We start from the raw sequence: 20,136 nt of genomic DNA, 5'->3' as shown, positions 1-20,136 counted from the left end.
TTGTGTCGCAAATCTAACCTAATAATTGTTGTAACGCAATTTTCACTTTATCAAAATTGAATTTTTGGATAATATTTTGCATTGCCTGCTGAATTTGAGGGTTACAGAGGTTACCAATAGATCCTTCGTGAGTATGATTAACCGCAGTGGAATATTGAAAATTGCCATTCTCAATATCCATCCCTACTTTTTTATACGCATCCCTGAAGGGAACACCTTGCAGCACTAACTTGTTTACTTCTTCCACACTAAAGAGGAATTTGTATTTTTCGTCCTGCAACAAATCCTTTTTCACTTCAATATTGCTGAGCATTAAGCCAGCCATCTGCAGGCAGTTGTTTAAATTTTCAAATGCAGGAATGATATGTTCTTTTAATAATTGCAGATCTCTTTGATACCCGGAAGGCAGGTTGGTGGTCATCAGCATGATCTCGTTAGGCAATGCCTGTATGCGGTTGCAATGACTGCGGATAAGTTCGAATACATCCGGATTTTTTTTATGCGGCATGATGCTGCTGCCTGTAGTAAGTTCATCAGGAAAACTGATGAATGAAAAATTCTGGTTGATGAATAAACAGGCATCCATACTTAGTTTAGAAAGCGTGGCTGCAATATTCGCCATTGCAGATGCTACGATACGTTCTGTTTTGCCACGGCCCATTTGTGCATACACCACGTTATAATTCAGGTCTTCAAAGCCCAGTAATTGTGTGGTTAATGTTCTGTTGATGGGGAAAGAGCTGCCGTAACCTGCAGCAGAACCCAATGGATTTTTATTAACCACAGTATAGGCTGCCTGTAATGTGGTCAAATCATCTACTAAACTTTCGGCATAAGCGCCAAACCATAAACCAAATGATGATGGCATGGCTAATTGCAAATGCGTATAACCAGGTAACAGGTCTGTTTTATATTTTTCACTTTGCTGAATCAGCAGGTCAAAAAAGTCTTTGGTATTGAAAACTAATTTTTCAATTTCGTTTCTCAAAAATAATTTCAGGTCTACTAAAACCTGGTCGTTACGGCTACGGGCACTGTGAATTTTTTTTCCTACATCACCTAACTTTTCCGTCAACATTAATTCCACCTGCGAATGAATATCTTCTACCCCTTCATTTAATGTAAAGCCGCCTTTTTGTATTTGCTGATAAATATTTTTCAATTCCACTTCCAATGAAGCCAGTTCATCTTTGGTAAGCAATCCAACAGACTCTAACATTTTGGTATGCGCCAAAGATCCTAACACATCAAATGGTGCTAAATGAATATCTAGTTGATTGTCTTTACCCACAGTAAATTTTTCTACTTCCTGTAATGATGCTTTATCTTTTTGCCAGAGTTTCATTTGATTTGTAAGTTATAAGTTTTAAGCTATAAGTCCTAAGTCTGCAGTTGTATTTTCCTTACAACTTACCACTTAATACTTTTCACTTTTATACAATTTGCTCCACCATTCTAATGTAAGTGGCTATACCATCTTTTATTTCATCTAAATAAATATACTCATCAGCAGTATGGCTTCTGGCACTATCGCCAGGCCCCATTTTTAAAGTAGGGAAAGGCATCAATGCTTTGTCACTTGTGGTTGGCGAACCGTAATAGCCTTTACCTAAGTTGATACCCGCTTTTACCAATGGATGATCCAATGCAATGGAAGTTGATTTCATTCTTGTGGTACGTGGTTTAAAGGCACTTTTCAAATTCGCTTTTAATGCATCCAGTATTTCATCAAAAGTATAGAGTTCATTTACCCGTACATCAATTACAAATTTGCACTGGGCAGGCACTACATTATGTTGTTTATTTTCTGTTTCAATTACAGTAACGGTTAATCTTGATTCGCCTAACAGGTCGCTTACTTTTTCAAACTGGTAATTTCTTATCCAGTTAATATCATCTACTGCGTTATATAATGCATTCTCTCCTTCTTTTCTTGCAGCATGCCCCGCCCTGCCGGGTGCAGTACAATCAATCACCATCAGTCCTCTTTCAGCCACTGCCATTTCCAGTTTTGTAGGTTCGCCCACAATACCGAAATCAATGTTTCCTACATAGGGCAATACTAATTCGATACCATTTACACCGCTGATCTCTTCTTCGGCACTGGCAGCAAATACTACATTGTATTTTGTATTTTCATCGTTGTAAAAATGTATGAATGCAGCAATTAAGCTTACCAGGCACCCTCCTGCATCGTTACTGCCCAAACCAAATAATTTACCGTCCTTTTCAATTGGTTTAAAGGGATCAAGCGTATACCCTTTATTAGGTTTAACGGTATCGTGGTGTGAGTTTAATAAGATTGACGGTTTATTTACATCGTAATATTTATTCCTGGCATAAATATTATTGCCTACTCTTGAAAAAGCAATATCATGCTTTGTAAAAAAAGCCATCAAAATTTCTGCCGTATCATTTTCTTCTTTTGAAAATGAAGGCGTGGAAATTAAATCTTTTAATAAGCTTACTGCTTCACTGTATAATTGTTCCTGTTGCATAATTTTTTTATTAGGCGTCAGACGGTTGCAACCGTCATGACGCCTAAAGGGGTCAGACGGCCTGGAGCCGTCAAGACCCCTTGATCAAAGTACCGGTTGTTTGTTCAGTTACATTTTGTAATAAATCATCCGCATGGCCGATCAACACTTCTTTTACGCCGCTATCAATAGCTGCAAATGCATTATCAATTTTTGGCAGAATGCCGTCGAATAATTTATTGCCGGTTTTTAATTGCTGGTAAATACCTTTTGTGATCAATCGAATGGCTGAACTATCATCATCTACATTTTCCAACACACCTTTCTTTTCAAAACAATAGATCAATCGTACATCATATACCGGCGACAAGGCTACTGCAATTGATGATGCAATGGTATCAGCGTTTGTGTTCAGCATTTGCCCTTTACCATCATGTGTCAGCGGCGCAATGATTGGTGTAAGCCCGTTGTTAACCATCAATTCCAGATTACTAATTCCTAATTCCTTTGTATTTATATCTCCAACAAAGCCAAAATCAATGCCTTCTTTAGTAACTGGTCTTTTAATTGCTGGAATAATATTGGCATCAGCTCCTGTTAATCCGATAGCATTGCATTGTATTGCCTGCAACTGAGCTACTACTTTTTTGTTTACCAAACCACCATATACCATTGTAACCAGGTCAATGGTTTCAGCATCAGTAATTCTTCTGCCATTAATATATTTTGATTCGATGCCTAGCTTATCACCGATCTTTGTTGCAATCTTTCCGCCTCCGTGAATTAATATTTTTTTCCCCTGAACAGCAGCAAATGTTGCAAGGAATGCTGAAAGATTTTTTTCATCATCAATTACATTGCCTCCAATTTTTATAACAAATAATTGCTCCATTATTTTGCTTTCAATATTTCTGATAAAACGGCTTGCGCTGCCCATACCCTGTTGCCTGCCTGCATTGTAACCAAACTATTGTTGCCATCTAAAATTTCATCACTTAATTCTACATTTCTTCTTACCGGTAAGCAATGCATCACTTTAGCATTATTGGTCAGTTTTAATTTTTCCTCTGTCAGCATCCACGAAGGGTCATTACAATAAATTCTTCCATAATCGGTATAGGTACTCCAGTTTTTTACATACACAAAATCTGCATCTTTTAAAGCTTCGTCCTGGTTTTGAGTAATGGTTGCACCCTTTGTGAATTGTTCATCCAGTTCATAATCTTCAGGATGTGTAATTACAAAATCAGCTTCGCCCCATGCATTTACCCATTGTGCAAATGAGTTGGAAACACATTGTGGCAACGGCTTAATGTGAGGAGCCCAGGTTAAAACGATTTTAGATTTACGATTTATGATTTTAGATTTTTCAATCTGTTCTTTGATAGTAATAATGTCTGTAAGTGATTGCAACGGATGCAACGTGGCACTTTCCAAACTAACAATAGGTACGCCGGCATATTGCACAAAAGATTTCATCACCAGTTCGCTGTAATCTTCTTCCTTATTTTTCAATGACGGAAATGCCCGGATGCACAACACGTCAAAATATTGTCCTAAAATTGGAGCTGCGTCTTTTACATGCTCTACCGTGGTGCCACTCATGATAGCACCATCTTCAAATTCCAAAGCCCAGCCTTCTTTATCTACATTAAAAACAATGGCTTCAAAACCTAAATTCTTTGCTGCTACCTGTGTACTTAATCTTGTACGCAAGCTTGGGTTTAAAAATAACAGCCCGATTTTTTTATCAACGCCTAACATCCTGTCTGCATAAGGATTGGCTTTATACTTCAATGCTTTTGCAACTAAAGCATTAATATCAGAAACATCTTTAACAGAAATAAAATTTTTCAATTTTTATCTTTTTATTTTTTTGACACAAACATTTGTACTTCATAACAGCTTTTAACCACATGGTCAGACGAGGGCGTCAGACCATGTTATGCTAATTCCTCAGCAATAGCTTTCAGAAAAATACCGGCATCTTCTTTCGTAATATTTAATGCCGGCAACAACCTGATCACATTGGGCTTTGCTTCACCGGTAAAAATTTTATGTTTGAATAACAAATTCTTTTTTACTTCTTTCAATTCATCCGGCAACACAATGCCGATCATTAATCCTCGTCCTCTTACCTCAACAATTTTCGGAAGTTTCTTTAATTCTTCAATTAAGTAAGTACCAACTGCTGCTGCGTTGTGTAGCAATGCATCTTCTTCAATAATTTCCAGTACCGATAATGCTGCTGCACACGCTAAATGGTTGCCACCAAATGTGGTGCCCAACATAAAATGTTTGGCTTTTAATTTTGGCGCAATAGAAATACCTGCTACGGGAAAACCATTGCCCATACCTTTTGCCATAGTGTAAATATCTGCATCAACGCCACTAAAATCCTGGCTGTAAAATTTGCCGGTACGTCCATAGCCGCACTGTACCGAATCTGCAATGTAAACGGCATCGTATTGATCACACAGGCTTCTTATCTTTTGTAAAAAAGAATCGCTGGCAACATTGATACCGCCCACACCTTGTATGCCTTCGATAATAACCGATGACACTTCATTACCATGTGCATCAAAATAATTTTGCAAGGCAGCTTCATCATTAAAAGGAAGAAACACCACATTATCAGTCTGATTAACCGGCGCTACAATATTGGGATTATCAGTCACAGCCACCGCTAAAGATGTTCTGCCATGAAATGCTTTTGAAAATGCAATGATTGTTTTTCTGCCATTATAAAACGATGCCAGCTTTAATGCATTCTCATTTGCTTCAGCACCAGAGTTGCACAAAAAAAGATGGTAATCTTCTTTGCCGGACACCTCTCCTAATTTTTGCGCCAGCTGCACCTGCAAAGGAATTTTTACAGAATTGGAATAGAAGCCCACCTTATGCAACTGATCTTCTAATCGCTTTACATAATGCGGATGTGTATGACCAATTGATATTACAGCATGACCGCCATACATATCTAAATAAATCTGTCCTTTATCATCCCATACATAAGAGCCTTGTGCTTTGTCAATCACAATATCGTTAAGTGGGTAAACATCGAATAAAGTCATAAGTTTTAAGTAATAAGTTTTAAGTAATAAGTTTTAAGTTAAGTATTTCTAGAGTTTGCTCTTACTATTAATCAGGGCTATTAACATCGCCTTGATTTCATTAATTATTTTATTTAGTATTTCAAAAATTTCTGACTTTAAATACAACAAATCTTTTGATAGCAATAAGTAATATTCGGATTCATTTGCAGAACCTAATCCAATATTTAAAAAATTAGCAAAATCAGCCTGTGAATTTTTACCGCACCCTTCTGCAATATTCGCAGGTATAGATGATGCAGCTCTCCTTAATTGATTAGTCAAACTATAAATTTCTTCTTTAGGAAAAGACTTTGTTATATCATAAACTTTTAAAGTAAATTCATGAGCTTTTTCCCAAACTTTCAGATCCTTATAGTTCTGCATAACTTATTACTTAAAACTTATCGCTTAAAACATGGATGCTTTTAATTTTAATCCAGTTGTTTCTTCTAATCCAAAAATCAAATTCATATTCTGAATGGCTTGCCCGCTGGCGCCCTTAGTTAAATTATCGATAACAGAATGTACTACTAACTTGCTACCCAATTTTTCCAGTTGAATGACACACTTGTTAGTATTCACAACCTGCTTTAGGAATACTGATTCTGTAGTTACAGTGGTAAATGGATGGCCTTTATAAAACTCTCTGTATATCACATTCAATTCTTCTACACTCAAATCGCATTTTATTTGAGAACTGATAAATATGCCTCTTGTAAAATCCCCTCTCCAAGGAACAAAATTGAAAGCATCTTCGTTTAAAGATGAAACTGATTGAAATGAATTTATGGATTGTAATATCTCTGCATTATGTTGATGCGTTAAGGTTTTGTACGCCTGTATATTATTGGCACGCCAGCTAAAGTGAGATGTAGCAGCCAGGCTTTGTCCTGCACCGGTGCTACCAGTAATACCGGTGGTATACACTTCATTCAATAAACCTGCTTTTGCCAAAGGCAATAAACCTAATTGAATAGCAGTGGCAAAACAACCCGGGTTAGCAATATTGTTTGCAGTCTTTATTTTTTCTCTTTGTAATTCCGGTAAGCCATATACAAATTGACGATTGCCGATTGTTGATTTTTGATTTAATCGAAAATCATTTGCTAAATCAATAATTTTAATTGCATCAGGAATAGTATTCTCTGCCAAAAACTTTGCTGACTCACCATGTCCTAAACAAAGAAATAAAACATCAACATCAGTACTCAACTCACCAGTGAATTTCAAATCAGTCTCGCCAACTAAATCCTGGTGCACTTTATAAACATAATTTCCTGCGTTGCTGTTACTATGGATGGACACTAATTCAGCATTGGGATGATTTAATAATATCCTTATCAATTCTCCTGCAGTATATCCTGCACCACCAATAATACCAACACGAATTTTATTTGCCATCGCCTGCCGCATTTACTTTGTGATAAATTGAGGTTTGATTACCGAATATTTTGCTGAAGCCTCTTACATCATCGCCGGTATAACCTGTATTCATTTCGCCATACTTACCAAACTTCGCACTCATCAGGTCAAATTCAGATTCAATACCGATCACCTGGAAATGATATGGCTGCAACTGTACAAATACATCACCGGTTACTGTTTGCTGACTATTGGTAAAAAATGCTTCAATATCCCTCATTACCGGATCCATAATTTGTCCTTCGTGCAACCAGTTACCATAAAATAATGCCAGCTGATCTTTCCAGTTCAATTGCCATTTGGTAAGCACATGTTTTTCCAAAGCATGGTGGGCTTTTAAAATTACCATTGGTGCTGCAGCTTCAAACCCTACACGACCTTTGATACCAATGATGGTATCACCAACATGTATATCTCTGCCTAAACCAAAAGGGCCGGCAATGGTTTGCAAATGTTGTATCGCTTCAGAAGGATGATCAAATTTTTTATCGTTGACAGTAAACAATTCTCCTTTTACAAAACCCAGCTTCACTTCTTCTGCATTAGTTTTGCTAACCTGTGTCGGCCATGCTGATTCAGGTAATAAACCTTTACTGTTTAAAGTTTCTTTACCACCTACACTTGTTCCCCACAAACCTTTATTAATAGAGTACGCACTTTTTTCAAAATTCATTTCCACACCTTTACTTTTCAGGTAGGTGATCTCTTCTTCACGGCTCAGTTTCATATCACGTATCGGGGTAATAATTTCTACACCCGGTATCATGATATTGAAGATCATATCAAATCTTACCTGGTCGTTACCAGCACCGGTACTACCATGCGCTACTGCATCGGCATTTAATTTTTTGGTATGTGCAGCAATACTTAAAGCCTGGCTCAATCTTTCGGCACTCACACTTAAAGGGTAAGTATTATTTTTTAAGCAGTTGCCAAAAATTAAATATTTAATGATATTGTCGTAATAGCTTTTTACAGCATCGATAGTGGTATGTGTTTTTACCCCCAGCTTGTAAGCATGCGCTTCAATCTTTTGTAATTCTTCTTCGCTAAACCCGCCGGTATTAACAATTACGGAATGTACTTCATATCCTTTTTCGTCGGTAAAATATTTTGCGCAGTAGGTGGTATCCAATCCGCCGCTGAAACCTAAAACAACTTTTTTCATGTGAATTATTTTTATTTTTTATTTGCCACATGAAATAACCAAAGGTTATTTCATTTTATACTACAATTTGTTTTAAATGATGAAGATGATGGGTGATATAATCTTTCGCAAGAAATTCAATCGTATGTAATTGTTCCTGTTCTTTACCTGTGTTGCATTGCAACTGGTAATTTGCAACAGGCATATTTTTTAAGATAACAACAATATGTCTGTTCAATAACGACCATAAGGTTATTAAGTCTTTACTATTATACTCTTTATAATTTTGTATGCTTACCCAATTATCCTGTGCGTACACAATGTGCGGAGTAGTTTCATATTGAGTTACAATAAACCGCCTGATATTATTTTGTGCAGAGTCGATGAGGTGGCCGATAATTTCTTTCTTGCTCCATTTATCAGCAGCAGGTTTAAGCGCAAGTTCAGCTTCAGTAAAATTTAAAAATTCAACTGAATAGGTATTTACAATATTATCTAGTTGCTGCGCTGTTTCTTCCATTTTTAAAAATTAAAAAAAGACCTGAATATTGATTTTGACCCACCACCACCATTGCTACCTGATGATTGTTTATCAAAAAATGGTTTTAATAATTTCCATTGTTTAAAGCGGATCAATCTTTCAAAGATGTTTTTATTCTCTTCAAAAAACTGTTTGGTCTCAGCAGGTTCGTAATGATCTTTAGGATCGTACAACATTGCGGTACACATACAATTCTTCCTGTCTTTATTCATTAAGATATCGTAGTTGACACAACTTTTGCAACCAGCCCAAAACTGTTCGTCATCCGTTAATTCGCTATAGGTAACAGGTTCGTAACCTAACTCAGAATTAATTTTCATTACAGCAAGGCCTGTGGTTAATCCAAATATTTTTGCTTCAGGATATTTTTCCCTGCTCAGGTCGAATATTCTTTTTTTGATCTGTTTGGCTACACCACTCTTTCTGAATTCAGGCGCTACAATTAAACCGCTGTTGGCAACGTATTCGCCTTTCCATACTTCGATATAGCAAAAGCCTACCCATTTACCATCGCTGGTATGAGCAATCACCGCTTTGTCTTCGGTCATTTTCTTTTCGATGTATTCGGGAGAACGTTTTGCAATACCTGTACCTCTTGCCCTGGCAGAGGATTCCATTTCATCTGTTATTGTTTTTGCGTAATGCCTGTCGTCTGCTGTTGCTACCCTGATGGTAATGTTACTGTTTTCCAATTTGTATAAATTGAAATGATTTTAAAAAATATTGAGAAAACTTTCGGAGATTTTTTCACTGACAGGGGCAGGTTTCAATTGCTCGTCCTATCAGCAACCACGTCGGGGTCGCGGGAGCGACTCAATTACATTTTCAATTGAAAACATAACCCTTGCAGGGCTGTTGTTCACTGAAATAATATATGGTTGATTCTTTTTCAATTTATTTATCTGTAAAGTCGTCGCAAAGGTATAGCATTATTTAAATAAAATGTGTAAAAAAATACTAAACTTTAAAATACTTTAAAATATCTTTAGTTACCGATCTGCTAAACTAAAGAAGTATTAATCAAACCATTAAACACTTGCATTATGGAAAACAACTACAGCCGTAGACAATTTATTACAACAACAGGTACCGTTTTAGCAGGTTCCATGTTATTGAATGATGCCGTTGCCGAAACCGCCGCTTTATTTACCGGAAAAAAGAAACGCTATGCCATGGTTGGCACCGGCCACCGCGGCAGCAGTATGTGGGGCGTGGATGTGCTGAAAGAATATAGCGATTATGTAGAATTTGTTGGCTTGTGCGATAAGAACAGGGGCCGTGTGGAAACCGTGCAAAAAATGCTGGGTGTTACCTGCCCTACATTTACCAATTTTGAAGAGATGATGCGGACGGTAAAACCTGAAGTACTGATTGTAACCACCGTTTGTTCTACACATAATGAATTTATCATAAAAGGCATGGAAATGGGTGCTGATATTATTACAGAGAAACCCATGACCACCGATGAAACAAAATGCCAGGCTATTATTGATGCCGAAAAAAGAACAGGCAAGAAAGTTACTGTTACCTTTAACTATCGCTACTCGCCGCACCGTGCTAAAATGTGGGAAATGCTTCGTGCCGGTGCAGTAGGAAAAATAACTTCTGTTGATTTTCATTGGTATTTAGATATTCATCATGGTGCCGATTATTTCAGAAGATGGCATCGCCTGAGAGAATTTGGCGGCAGCCTTTGGGTACATAAAGCCACACATCATTTTGATCTGCTCAACTGGTGGATCGATAGTGACCCTACTGAAGTTTTTGCATTCGGTTCGCTTGAACATTATGGAAAAAACAATTCGTTCCGCAGCACCAATTGCAGGCCTTGTGAGCATAAGGATAAATGCAAATTTTATTTTGACATGACCAAAGACAAAAGATTGATGGCCTTGTATGCCGACAATGAAAAGTATGATGGTTATTTAAGAGATGGTTGTGTATGGAAAAACGATATTGATATTTTTGATAAGATGGCCGCTTCCATAAAATATGCCAATGGCGTACAGGTAAGTTATAGTTGCACTACATATTCTCCCTACGAAGGTTACCGCATTGCATTTAATGGCACCGAAGGAAGACTGGAAGCATGGATACAGGAAAGTAATCCACCGGTGAAACTGGATTATGATGAACTGATGCTGACCAAAAATTTTGAAAAGCCTGAGTTTATAAAAGTACCTTTTGCAGAAAGTGGCCACGGTGGTGGCGATAAACTTTTAAAAGACAGAATATTTATTCCCGGCACAGCAGATAATTTACGTCAGTCTGCTGGTGTAAGGGATGGCGCATTATCTTGCCTGGTTGGTATCGCCGCAAGAAAAAGTTGTGATAGTGGTAAGCCGGTAATGATTGGGGATTTAACGAGTTTGAAACCGGGAGTGCAGAAGGTGTGATACAATAAGTTTAATTAAGCAAAGAAGTCAAGTTTCAAAAACTTGACTTCTCTATACTATATCATTAATTTTCGATAAAATCTGAAAGCGCCTCCGCAATCTTTCTATCATTACTCAATCTTGGTAATTTATTTTGTCCACCAAGTTTGCCAATGCTTTTCATATAATCGATAAAGCCATTTTTCTTTACTGCAGATATTTTTAATTGCTGTAAAATATTCCCGGCTATCAAATCATCGTAATACACATTTTTAGTCCGCAGGTTTTCATTTATTTTTTTTGCAAAACGGTTCATGTCTGCCGGCGTATTTTCAAATTCAATAAACCATTCGTGGTAACTTTTTCCGGCATCCTGTGCAATCATTGGAGCCACGGTAAACTCAGTCACTTTCACCTGTTCTTCTTCTGCAGCTTTTAATAGTGCGGCTTCCACTTCTTCGCCAATTACATGTTCGCCAAAGGCGCTGATAAAATGTTTTGTTCTGCCACTTACAATTAAGCGGTAAGGATTGGTAGATAAAAATTTTACCGTGTCTCCAATATTATAACCCCATAAGCCGGCGTTGTTATTAATGATCAATGCATAGTTCTCTCCCACTTTCACATCTTTCAGCGATAACCTCGTCGGGTTGGCGTTGAAAATTTCTCCTGCAGGTACAAATTCAAAAAATATTCCGCTGTTGGTATTTAATAATAAACCTTCTTCATGCTGGCTATCCTGGAAGGCAAAAAAACCTTCGCTTGCCGGAAATAATTCTATGCAATCAATTTTTTTGCCGATGCTTTCGTACAGTTTTGCTTTGTAGGGTTCAAAGTTTACGCCGCCTTGTACCATCACACTAAATTGTGGAAACAGTTCACTTATTTTTTTACCGCTCTTTTCTGTCAGCCTGTCAAAATACATTTGCATCCATGGTGGTATACCGCTGATGAGTGTCATGTTTTGATTGATCGTTTCTTCAACGATCTTATCTAATTTTTCTTCCCACTCTTCAATACAATTGGTTTCGTAAGAAGGCATTTGATTGCTTCGTAAATATTTCGGCACATGATGGTTTACAATGCCACTTAATCTTCCTGTAGGTATGCCTCCTACTCTCTCCAGTTCAGGCGATCCGCTTAAAAAGATAAGTTTTCCATCGGCAAATTGAGTATTGCCTGTTTCGGCCATATAGCACAACAGTGCATTACGTGCCGTGTTGATGTGATTGGGAATAGAATCTTTTGTGATAGGGATATATTTTACACCACTGGTTGTGCCACTGGTCTTGGCAAAATAAATGGGTTGCCCTTTCCACAATACATTGTGTTTACCTTCTTTAATTCTTTCGATGTACACTTTAAAAGCTTCATAATCTCTGATAGGTACCTGCTTTACAAAATCCTCGTAGGTTTTAATATCCGCAAAACCATGTTCTTTACCAAATTCGGTTTTTGCTGCATCTTTTATTAACTGTGCAAAAATGGATTGCTGGTCTTGTACAGCTGTTTCCATTCCTTTTTTTATTTGCTTATGTATGTAAGAGGCAAAGGGTTTTGCCAAAAAAGATTTTATTTTCATATCGCCACTTTATTTCACGAATTTTTGAATTCCGAACTACACGAATTTTCTAATAAAATTAAACCATTAATTTGTGTAATTCCTGTCTTTAATTTGTGTAATTGTTAAAAAATTATTTACAATCGCAATACCAATCCTTATCTAAATCAATTACCGTCACCACCACCAGGTTTTCCTGCTTGGGTGCAAACACAATACGCACATGTTGCTTATCATGCGTAACGCCTTCTAAAGGATAACTTTTGCCTTTATCGCTTTCTTCAATTTTGTTGTTGTTAAGTGTGCCGTTGTCTAATATTTCCTGTACTTCGGTTTCGTCAATATGCCTGCATTCCATCCTGCATTTAGCATGTTTGGTATAGATCAGGTGGCCGCTATGCCTGTTGAATGGAAGATCGTTATTATTGTTTGCTGTAATTGTTGACGGAATGGTTACATGTGGTTCTGTATGGGTGGTTGGACTTGTTTTTCCCCGCTGGTGATTTTTTACATAGAACAACAAACCTGCTGCTGCAATTAAAAACACAAATGACAAATACTTTTTTAACATGACGGGAATTTACAACTGCAAAGTAAAGGTTTAACGAATAAAAATGGCCGATGTTTTATTTAAAGCATCGTTAAGCCAATGTGGGTTGATCAAAGCCAGGTTGCCGGGAATATCTTCTACCTTAAAAAATTGTAATGCTGCGGTTTCATTGTTGGAAAAATCCGGGGCAATAGTTCCATCGAGTTTGGCCTCAAAATAAGAAGTAATATATTGAACCGTTCTATCTTTGTATTGATAGGTTTGTGACGCAGGAGAAGAATACACACCAATAAAACGTGTAATATTTGCCTTAGTGTCGGTTTCTTCTTCAATCTCCCTCAAAATAGCGGCTTCAATTGTTTCTCCAAACTCTACATGGCCAGAGATGATACACCATTGATTGACGTCTTTTCTTTTTTGAAGCAAGATTTCGCCTTTATCGTTAAAGATGGCGGCGGCCACTGCAGGGAGTATTTGTTGGGGTTGATTCATATTTGTAGTGCTGTAAAATAACCAGCATTAACAAAGATAAAGCCGCCAAAATCATTTTTACTACCATTTATCATCTCTGTTTTATCTTTGCAGCTCATGAGTAAATCCGTTGCATTACACACTTTGGGCTGTAAGCTTAATTTTTCTGAAACCTCTTCTATTGGCAGGTTGCTGGAACAGGATGGCTTTATCAAGAAAGATTTTGACGAAGTGGCTGATGTTTATGTGATTAACACCTGCAGCGTTACCGAAAATGCCGATAAGGAATGCCGCTACCTGGTGCGCCGCATACAAAGTAAAGCGCCGGAAGCTATGGTAGTGATCACGGGTTGCTATGCACAACTAAAACCCAAAGAAATAGCAGCCATTCCCGGTGTTGACCTGGTTTTGGGTGCAGCCGAAAAATTTAATATTGCCCATCACCTTAAAGAGATCAGCAAAGGCGATGCTACAAAGATCTGCAGTTGCGATATTGAAGACGTAAATACTTTCACCGCTTCTTATTCTAAAAACGACCGCACCAGGACTTTTTTAAAGGTGCAGGATGGTTGTGATTATAACTGTTCTTTCTGTACCATTCCCATGGCACGTGGTAAAAGCAGAAGTGACAGTATTAATAATGTGGTGGATAATGTAAAAGAATTAGCAGCTTCAGGTATAAAAGAAATTGTATTGACCGGGGTAAACCTGGGTGATTTCGGTAATGGCAATGTGGGTAAAAAAACAGAAGAGAATTTCTTCGGGCTATTGAAGGAATTGGATAATATTGAAGGTATTGAGCGCTACCGTATCTCTTCTATTGAACCGAATTTACTTACTAATGAAATCATTGAATTTGTAAGCAACAGCAAACGGATCATGCCGCATTTTCATATTCCTTTGCAGAGTGGCAGCAATAAAATATTAGGCATGATGCGGAGAAGGTATAAGAGAGAACTGTATGCTGAAAGAGTGGGATTGATCAAAACACTGATGCCGCATTGTTGTATTGGTGTGGATGTGATCGTTGGTTTTCCGGGAGAAACTGATGAAGACTTCAGAGAGACTTTTGATTTTCTGCACAGTCTTGATATCTCTTACCTGCATGTATTCACTTACTCAGAGAGAGATAATACTCATGCATTGACTTTAAAACCAGTTGTGCCCATTACAGTACGCAACGAAAGAAACAAACAATTACGTAATTTGAGTTACCAGAAGATGCAGTATTTTACGCAGCAGCATATTGGTGAAACAAGAAAAGTGTTGTTTGAAAAGCAGGATAAGAATAATATGATGGAGGGTTTTACAGATAACTACATTAAAATTACCGTCCCGTTTAATAAAGAATGGGTAAACAATATTACAACATGGACTATTTAAATGAAAAGGAATTAAATAAGTACCAGGTAACCATTCATTTTGAAATGGATGATGAGTTTATGAGCTTTGTACCACCACACCGGGTATATATTAATTCTTTAATTGAAAAAAATGTGATTGATTATTATTCGGTGAGTATGGAAACACAAAGAAGCTGGATGATCATTAATGCTGAGAGTAAGAAAGAAGTGGAACAAATGCTGGCTAAGTCGCCTTTGCATAAATACTGGACCATTGAAGTGGATGAATTATTTGTGTATGACGGGCAAACTTACCGGTTACCGGCATTGCAATTGAATTAATTTCCTGATAAAAGAAAGATATTCTTTAAAAAATTTTGTCAAAAGTTATTAAACCTTATCTTTGCCCTCCGAAATTCAAAAAGGGAGTTTAGCTCAGTTGGTTTAGAGCATCTGCCTTACAAGCAGAGGGTCGGCGGTTCGACCCCGTCAACTCCCACAAAAAAGCCTCACATTGTGAGGTTTTTTTATTGCATTAATATGCTATAATATAAAAGAGGGAAGATTACTGAGGCTTTCCCGCCCATTTTTGATTAATAAATTTTCTGCAGGGTTTTTCCAGAAAGCGGTAAGAAATAGTAGAAAGGCCCACCAGCGTCAATAAATACAACAGGCAAAATGCGGCACCTTGTAAAAATGGATATAGTATACCAGGGTTAAAATGATAGCCCAGTTTATAGGCCACCATTTTTATAAAAATAATAAGCAGAAAGTGAACCAGGTAAACGGAATAGGAAATATCTCCTAAAAAAGTAAATAGTTTATTATTGAAACCGGCTGAAATCTTACCCGTATTACAAGTGAGCAATAATATTAAAATGGCATATGCCGGTACAAAAAAGATATCTTCCACACCTACATGTAGAGCAAATAAAAGTAATGCCACATAGATGCCACAAATAATATCTGAATTAAACATTTTTCTTACGCTGCTGATTCCATACAACAAATACAATAACATCCCTGTCATAAATCCTGCTATGCTTCTTAAAAATCCATAGTCAAAATTCACATCAAGGTTATGTCCCAGGTTGGATGCCGGCTCATCTACCCCATGCCTGGGTATTAAATACAATATTGCTATATAAAGTAACACGATGCCCGATAGCATAAGCGCAACACCCAGTTTCCTGTTTTTAAATAATAACAAACAAAAAAACGGGAATAGCATGTAGGTCCACCATTCTGCACTGATACTCCAGGAAGGTACATTCCAGGTTAACTCTTTGTTTACAGGAAATGAATGAAGTAACAAGAAGTTGCTGAGAATTGCATGCTGATCGTAACGGCCCTCTGCATCCAGGTAGCCAAAATAAAATAAACCCAGGAGTATCACCAGTGTAAAGAAATGCAATGGATATATTCTTGCAAACCTGGCCAGCATAAATTTCTTAAATGCAGCTACACTTATTTTTTGAGCAAATTCCTCTTTGTAAACATGCATAATTAAGAAACCGCTCATGATAAAAAAAAGGTCTACCATTAAATAGCCCTTATCAATAAACATGCTTTGTTCTTTGGCAACAAACCTGATAAAGTATATCTGGAAATGAAAAGCCGCCACACCAAGGGCTGCGATACCACGTAAAGGAGTAAGGCTGGAAATACTAGTGGCAGAAGGTTTCATTGTGTACTTTTTGTAACTAGCTAAATACTCACCTGGTTAGCTAATGAAAAGCATGGTGCAAGGTATTTTGATAAAACAAAACTAACGAAAATTCACAGAATATATTGCCCTTAGTAATCAATATCAATTAATTATGCATCTTTTAATGAACCTTGCACTTTCTGTAATTCGAAGTTATTTGCCTGCCATTTGCGATTGATGTAATTTCTGCAAGGCTTTTCAATTATATGGTAAGAAACAGCGGAGAGTACAATCAGTAATAAAAGATACAGGATGCATAAAGCAGCTCCTTTAAAAAACGGGAAGATCAGTTCTGAATGATAACGATACCCGAACTTATATGCTACCATCTCTATAAAAATAATGAATAAGAAATGAATGAGATAAATGGAATAGGAAATATCTCCTAAAAAATGAAGTGTTTTATTATTTAACCCTGTAGTTATTTTACCCTTGTTACAGGTCAATGTTAATATCAGTAACGCAAACCCGGGTACTAAAAAAATATCCGGTATTGCTTTATGCAATGCAAATATTATCAGCAGCATACAAACGCCACATAGAATATCTGAATTAAAAAAAGATCTTACTCTATCTACTCCATACAATAAATACAAAAGCATGCCAGTCATAAAACCCGCAATACTTCTTAAAAAACCATAATCATAATTCACATTTAAATCGTGCAGCTTATCCGCAGCCGGATCATAAATATCATGCCGCGGCACTACATACAATACAGCATAATAAGTGGCCACGATGCCTAAAAATATTATCGCAATAGCCTGTACTTTTCGTTTAGCTAAAAACAGACATAATACCGGGAACAACATATAACTCCACCACTCCGCACTGATACTCCAGGATGGTATATTCCACGTAACCTCCCGGTTTAGAGGGAAAGAATGCAATAAAAATATATGGCTTACAATGGCTCCCGGATCGTACAATCCTTTTGGCTTAAGTGATTCAAAATAAAACAACCCCACTAAAAGTATCAGCGTGATAAAATGCAATGGATATATTCTTGCAAATCTTGCTAACACAAATTTTTTAAATGCTTTCAGTGTAATTTTTTCAGCAAACTGTTCTTTATAAACATGCATAATTAAAAAGCCACTCATGATAAAAAAAAGATCAACCATTAAATAGCATTTATCAATGAACATGCTTTCGTCCTTTGTAACAAATCTTAATAAGTAAGATTGGAAATGAAATACAGCCACCAGCAAAGCGGCTATACCACGCAATGGAGTAAGGCTGGGAATATTACCCGTTAAAGAAGGTTTCATTATGCATTTTTGGGTAGCTACACAACTACGCAATTCTCCACTTCATATAGCTTTTGAAAATAAACAGCAAGTCAAATATAACGAAACATTAAAACATATATTGTTTTTACTACAATTTGCCGGCTGGTACCCTATTGATTTAAACTGTATTTATTTTTTATGGTTACGCCGTCCCAGTTATCTGTACGAAACGGAGCTGCAGGAAAACTATTGGTATTAAATAAATTGCCTTCTGATGCATCATCGCACCAGTTATACCGCACAGCAACAGGTTGCAAAACATTATCGCTAAACACAATCACTTTGTCATTTTTGATCATTGCTTTTGCAAAATAAAATTTCTTGTCTGCACCGGCAATTTCAAAGCCTTTTATGTAACCATATTTATCTTTTACTAACCACCCGCCGCCGGTATGTGTAAATGATAATTCAACCTGGCTGCCATTTGTTTTCATTGATTGGTACACTGGCCCGGTATACTCGCCTGCTTGCGCATATACATCATGTAATGCAATTGCAGCAAGCCTTTTTCCTACATCCTGTTTGTTTTTAGGATGAATATCTAAAGGGTTGCCAATATCTGTAGTAACTGCCATGCCTGTATTGGGTAATGACAAAGTCATTGCCTGTGCTTCTCTAAGTTCTGCCCAGTTACTGCCATTGTTACTGTTAGCAGCAGCAGTACCAAAAGTAGATAACTGTACAAACAGAAAAGGGAAATCGCCTTGTTTAAAATGCTGCCTCCAGTCGTTGATCATTAAGGGAAAAGCTGTACGGTATTGATATGCCCTGCCTGCATTGGTTTCGCCCTGGTACCAGATAGCACCTTTAATTGTATAGGGCAATAAAGGGTTGATCATGGCATTAAACAAAATGCAAGGAAAATCGTTTGGCCCTACAGAACCACCCGTGCCGGTTGACGCCACCGACTCTACCCTGAACAACCACTCGCCTGCAAGAGGTAATACTGTTTTATCAATTGTAAGTTTCATAGTTGCGGCATCGCCATAAATGCCACCGCCACCTTGCTGGTCGGTAACTTTTACCGCAATCACATTTTTGCCGGCTTTTAAAATACCTGCAGCAATATTATATTTTCTCAATTCATCCCATTTATCTATGCTTCCCACTTTTACTCCATTTACATAGGTCTCGTCAATATCATCAACTTTTGCCAGTTCAAGTACCGCAGCTTTACCTGCATCAGCTTCACTAATGTCAATCGTTTTTCTAAACCATGCCACGCCATCCAATCCGGGGAAGCCATTCTCTTCCCATGCACCGGGTAATTTCATCGGCCACCATTTGCTGTCATCAAAATTGCTGTTCTTCCAATCAGCCGTTCCTGCTGTATTCTCCAGGCCGCCTTGTGCTTTTTTTATATTTGCCATTACAGCTTCGCTTTTTTGTTTTATCAGCGTGCCCATATCTCCTTTTTCCAGCGCAGCACTGATATCTTTAAACTCGGTACTTTGTGCAAAACCCTCCTTGCTTGTCCATGCTTCTGATTGTGTACCACCCCAGGAAGAATTGATCAAACCAATGGGTACTTTTAATTGTTTGTATAATTCTCTTGCAAAGAAATAAGCAGTAGCAGAAAAATCTCCGGCTGTTGCAGGACTGCAAACTTTCCATTCTCCTCCCGTAATATCTTCTTTAAGTGTTGCACTAACGGTATTGGGCACCTTAAAATGGCGGATGAATGCATAATCGGCATTGGCAATTTCGCTTTCGTAATTATTGATCTTACCCCAGCCTGCTATCGGCATTTCCATATTGCTCTGGCCGCTGCAGATCCACACTTCTCCCACTAAAATATTTTGCAGGCTGATTTTATTTTTGCCTGTTACCGTTAGCTGGTAAGGGCCGCCGGCATTTTCTGGCTGTAGCAGTAACTGCCATTTACCCATCTTATCAGTAACTACAGATTTTTGTTGCTGATTGAATTGCACCATTATTTTTTCTCCGGCATTTGCCCAACCCCAAATACTAATAGGTTTATTACGCTGCAATACCATGTTATCTCCAAATATTTTGGGCAGAGTTACAGTAGCAAAAGCAGAACAAACAAAAATAGAAAGTAGTAGCAGTGCAGCAATTTTTTTCATACAGCAATAATTGAATAAGATTTTTAAATGGCTGACAATATACAAAAATAGCAGGAGCTAATTGGGG

19 protein-coding genes and 1 tRNA gene are annotated in these 20,136 nt (G+C 37.5%); 4 read left to right on the top strand and 16 right to left on the bottom strand.

Features of this window, described 5'->3' with window-relative positions; genetic code table 11:
• Positions 1-13: 13 nt before the first annotated feature.
• The 10 genes from argH to ACQ334_RS17720 form a co-directional block, all read right to left on the bottom strand.
• Positions 14-1,345, bottom strand: a complete 1,332-nt coding sequence (gene argH / locus ACQ334_RS17765; RefSeq protein WP_430989596.1) for an argininosuccinate lyase — start codon at positions 1,343-1,345, stop codon at positions 14-16.
• Between the two features lie 88 nt (positions 1,346-1,433).
• Positions 1,434-2,498 carry a M20 family metallo-hydrolase gene (locus ACQ334_RS17760; RefSeq protein ID WP_430989595.1) on the bottom strand — a complete coding sequence of 355 codons (1,065 nt, stop codon included), beginning with the start codon at positions 2,496-2,498 and terminating at the stop codon, positions 1,434-1,436.
• A gap of 70 nt (positions 2,499-2,568) precedes the next feature.
• Positions 2,569-3,369 (bottom strand): acetylglutamate kinase, encoded by an 801-nt coding sequence (gene argB, locus ACQ334_RS17755; protein WP_430989594.1) that lies wholly within the window; start codon positions 3,367-3,369, stop codon positions 2,569-2,571.
• Positions 3,369-4,334 (bottom strand): N-acetylornithine carbamoyltransferase, encoded by a 966-nt coding sequence (locus tag ACQ334_RS17750; RefSeq protein WP_430989593.1) that lies wholly within the window; start codon positions 4,332-4,334, stop codon positions 3,369-3,371. The genes argB and ACQ334_RS17750 overlap by 1 nt, the downstream gene beginning before the upstream one ends.
• Positions 4,335-4,420: 86 nt before the next feature.
• On the bottom strand, positions 4,421-5,551 hold the full coding sequence (locus tag ACQ334_RS17745; protein WP_430989592.1) for an aspartate aminotransferase family protein: 1,131 nt from the start codon (positions 5,549-5,551) through the stop codon (positions 4,421-4,423).
• A 48-nt stretch (positions 5,552-5,599) separates the two neighbouring features.
• The gene (locus tag ACQ334_RS17740; RefSeq protein ID WP_430989591.1) at positions 5,600-5,956 is read right to left on the bottom strand and encodes a four helix bundle protein; all 357 of its coding nucleotides are present in this window, start codon (positions 5,954-5,956) and stop codon (positions 5,600-5,602) included.
• 24 nt (positions 5,957-5,980) lie between these two features.
• Positions 5,981-6,973, bottom strand: coding sequence for an N-acetyl-gamma-glutamyl-phosphate reductase (gene argC, locus ACQ334_RS17735; protein ID WP_430989590.1), 993 nt, complete (start codon positions 6,971-6,973; stop codon positions 5,981-5,983).
• Positions 6,963-8,162: an argininosuccinate synthase gene (locus ACQ334_RS17730; protein ID WP_430989589.1), complete on the bottom strand. Its 1,200-nt coding sequence runs from the start codon at positions 8,160-8,162 to the stop codon at positions 6,963-6,965. The genes argC and ACQ334_RS17730 overlap by 11 nt, the downstream gene beginning before the upstream one ends.
• A gap of 55 nt (positions 8,163-8,217) precedes the next feature.
• The gene (locus ACQ334_RS17725; protein ID WP_430989588.1) at positions 8,218-8,661 is read right to left on the bottom strand and encodes a DinB family protein; all 444 of its coding nucleotides are present in this window, start codon (positions 8,659-8,661) and stop codon (positions 8,218-8,220) included.
• A 2-nt stretch (positions 8,662-8,663) separates the two neighbouring features.
• Positions 8,664-9,374 (bottom strand): GNAT family N-acetyltransferase, encoded by a 711-nt coding sequence (locus ACQ334_RS17720; RefSeq protein WP_430989587.1) that lies wholly within the window; start codon positions 9,372-9,374, stop codon positions 8,664-8,666.
• A 351-nt stretch (positions 9,375-9,725) separates the two neighbouring features.
• Here ACQ334_RS17720 and ACQ334_RS17715 point away from each other — a divergent pair, with 351 nt between their 5' ends.
• A complete protein-coding gene (locus ACQ334_RS17715) occupies positions 9,726-11,078 on the top strand; it encodes a Gfo/Idh/MocA family protein (RefSeq protein ID WP_430989586.1) in 1,353 nt (450 codons plus the stop codon).
• A gap of 64 nt (positions 11,079-11,142) precedes the next feature.
• Here the strand turns inward: ACQ334_RS17715 and ACQ334_RS17710 are convergent, their stop codons facing one another.
• From ACQ334_RS17710 to ACQ334_RS17700, 3 genes are all read right to left on the bottom strand, one after another.
• A complete protein-coding gene (locus ACQ334_RS17710; protein WP_430989585.1) occupies positions 11,143-12,639 on the bottom strand; it encodes a GH3 auxin-responsive promoter family protein in 1,497 nt (498 codons plus the stop codon).
• A gap of 112 nt (positions 12,640-12,751) precedes the next feature.
• Complete coding sequence (locus ACQ334_RS17705) at positions 12,752-13,189, bottom strand: DUF4258 domain-containing protein (RefSeq protein ID WP_430989584.1); 438 nt, start codon at positions 13,187-13,189, stop codon at positions 12,752-12,754.
• Positions 13,190-13,219: 30 nt separating this feature from the next.
• A complete protein-coding gene (locus ACQ334_RS17700; RefSeq protein WP_430989583.1) occupies positions 13,220-13,660 on the bottom strand; it encodes an NUDIX domain-containing protein in 441 nt (146 codons plus the stop codon).
• A gap of 96 nt (positions 13,661-13,756) precedes the next feature.
• On the opposite strand from ACQ334_RS17700, the gene mtaB reads away from it, so the two are divergent.
• From mtaB to ACQ334_RS17685, 3 genes are all read left to right on the top strand, one after another.
• Complete coding sequence (gene mtaB, locus ACQ334_RS17695) at positions 13,757-15,022, top strand: tRNA (N(6)-L-threonylcarbamoyladenosine(37)-C(2))-methylthiotransferase MtaB (RefSeq protein WP_430989582.1); 1,266 nt, start codon at positions 13,757-13,759, stop codon at positions 15,020-15,022.
• Positions 15,010-15,324 (top strand): hypothetical protein, encoded by a 315-nt coding sequence (locus tag ACQ334_RS17690; protein ID WP_430989581.1) that lies wholly within the window; start codon positions 15,010-15,012, stop codon positions 15,322-15,324. Before mtaB ends, ACQ334_RS17690 begins: the two co-directional genes overlap by 13 nt.
• Positions 15,325-15,406: 82 nt before the next feature.
• Positions 15,407-15,481: transfer RNA gene (locus ACQ334_RS17685), tRNA-Val, on the top strand.
• A gap of 66 nt (positions 15,482-15,547) precedes the next feature.
• On the opposite strand, the gene ACQ334_RS17680 is transcribed toward ACQ334_RS17685, so the two are convergent.
• From ACQ334_RS17680 to ACQ334_RS17670, 3 genes are all read right to left on the bottom strand, one after another.
• Entirely contained in the window at positions 15,548-16,669 is a 1,122-nt protein-coding gene (locus ACQ334_RS17680) for an acyltransferase family protein (protein ID WP_430989580.1), read from the bottom strand.
• Between the two features lie 131 nt (positions 16,670-16,800).
• The gene (locus tag ACQ334_RS17675; protein ID WP_430989579.1) at positions 16,801-17,961 is read right to left on the bottom strand and encodes an acyltransferase family protein; all 1,161 of its coding nucleotides are present in this window, start codon (positions 17,959-17,961) and stop codon (positions 16,801-16,803) included.
• A 131-nt stretch (positions 17,962-18,092) separates the two neighbouring features.
• Positions 18,093-20,069 (bottom strand): sialate O-acetylesterase, encoded by a 1,977-nt coding sequence (locus tag ACQ334_RS17670; protein ID WP_430989578.1) that lies wholly within the window; start codon positions 20,067-20,069, stop codon positions 18,093-18,095.
• Between the last annotated feature and the right edge of the window lie 67 nt (positions 20,070-20,136).

This window comes from Ferruginibacter sp. SUN106 (assembly GCF_050611765.1).
Taxonomy (GTDB): domain Bacteria; phylum Bacteroidota; class Bacteroidia; order Chitinophagales; family Chitinophagaceae; genus Ferruginibacter.
Note: the sequence above shows the minus strand (reverse complement) of the source record. Positions and strands in the feature narration are given on the sequence as shown.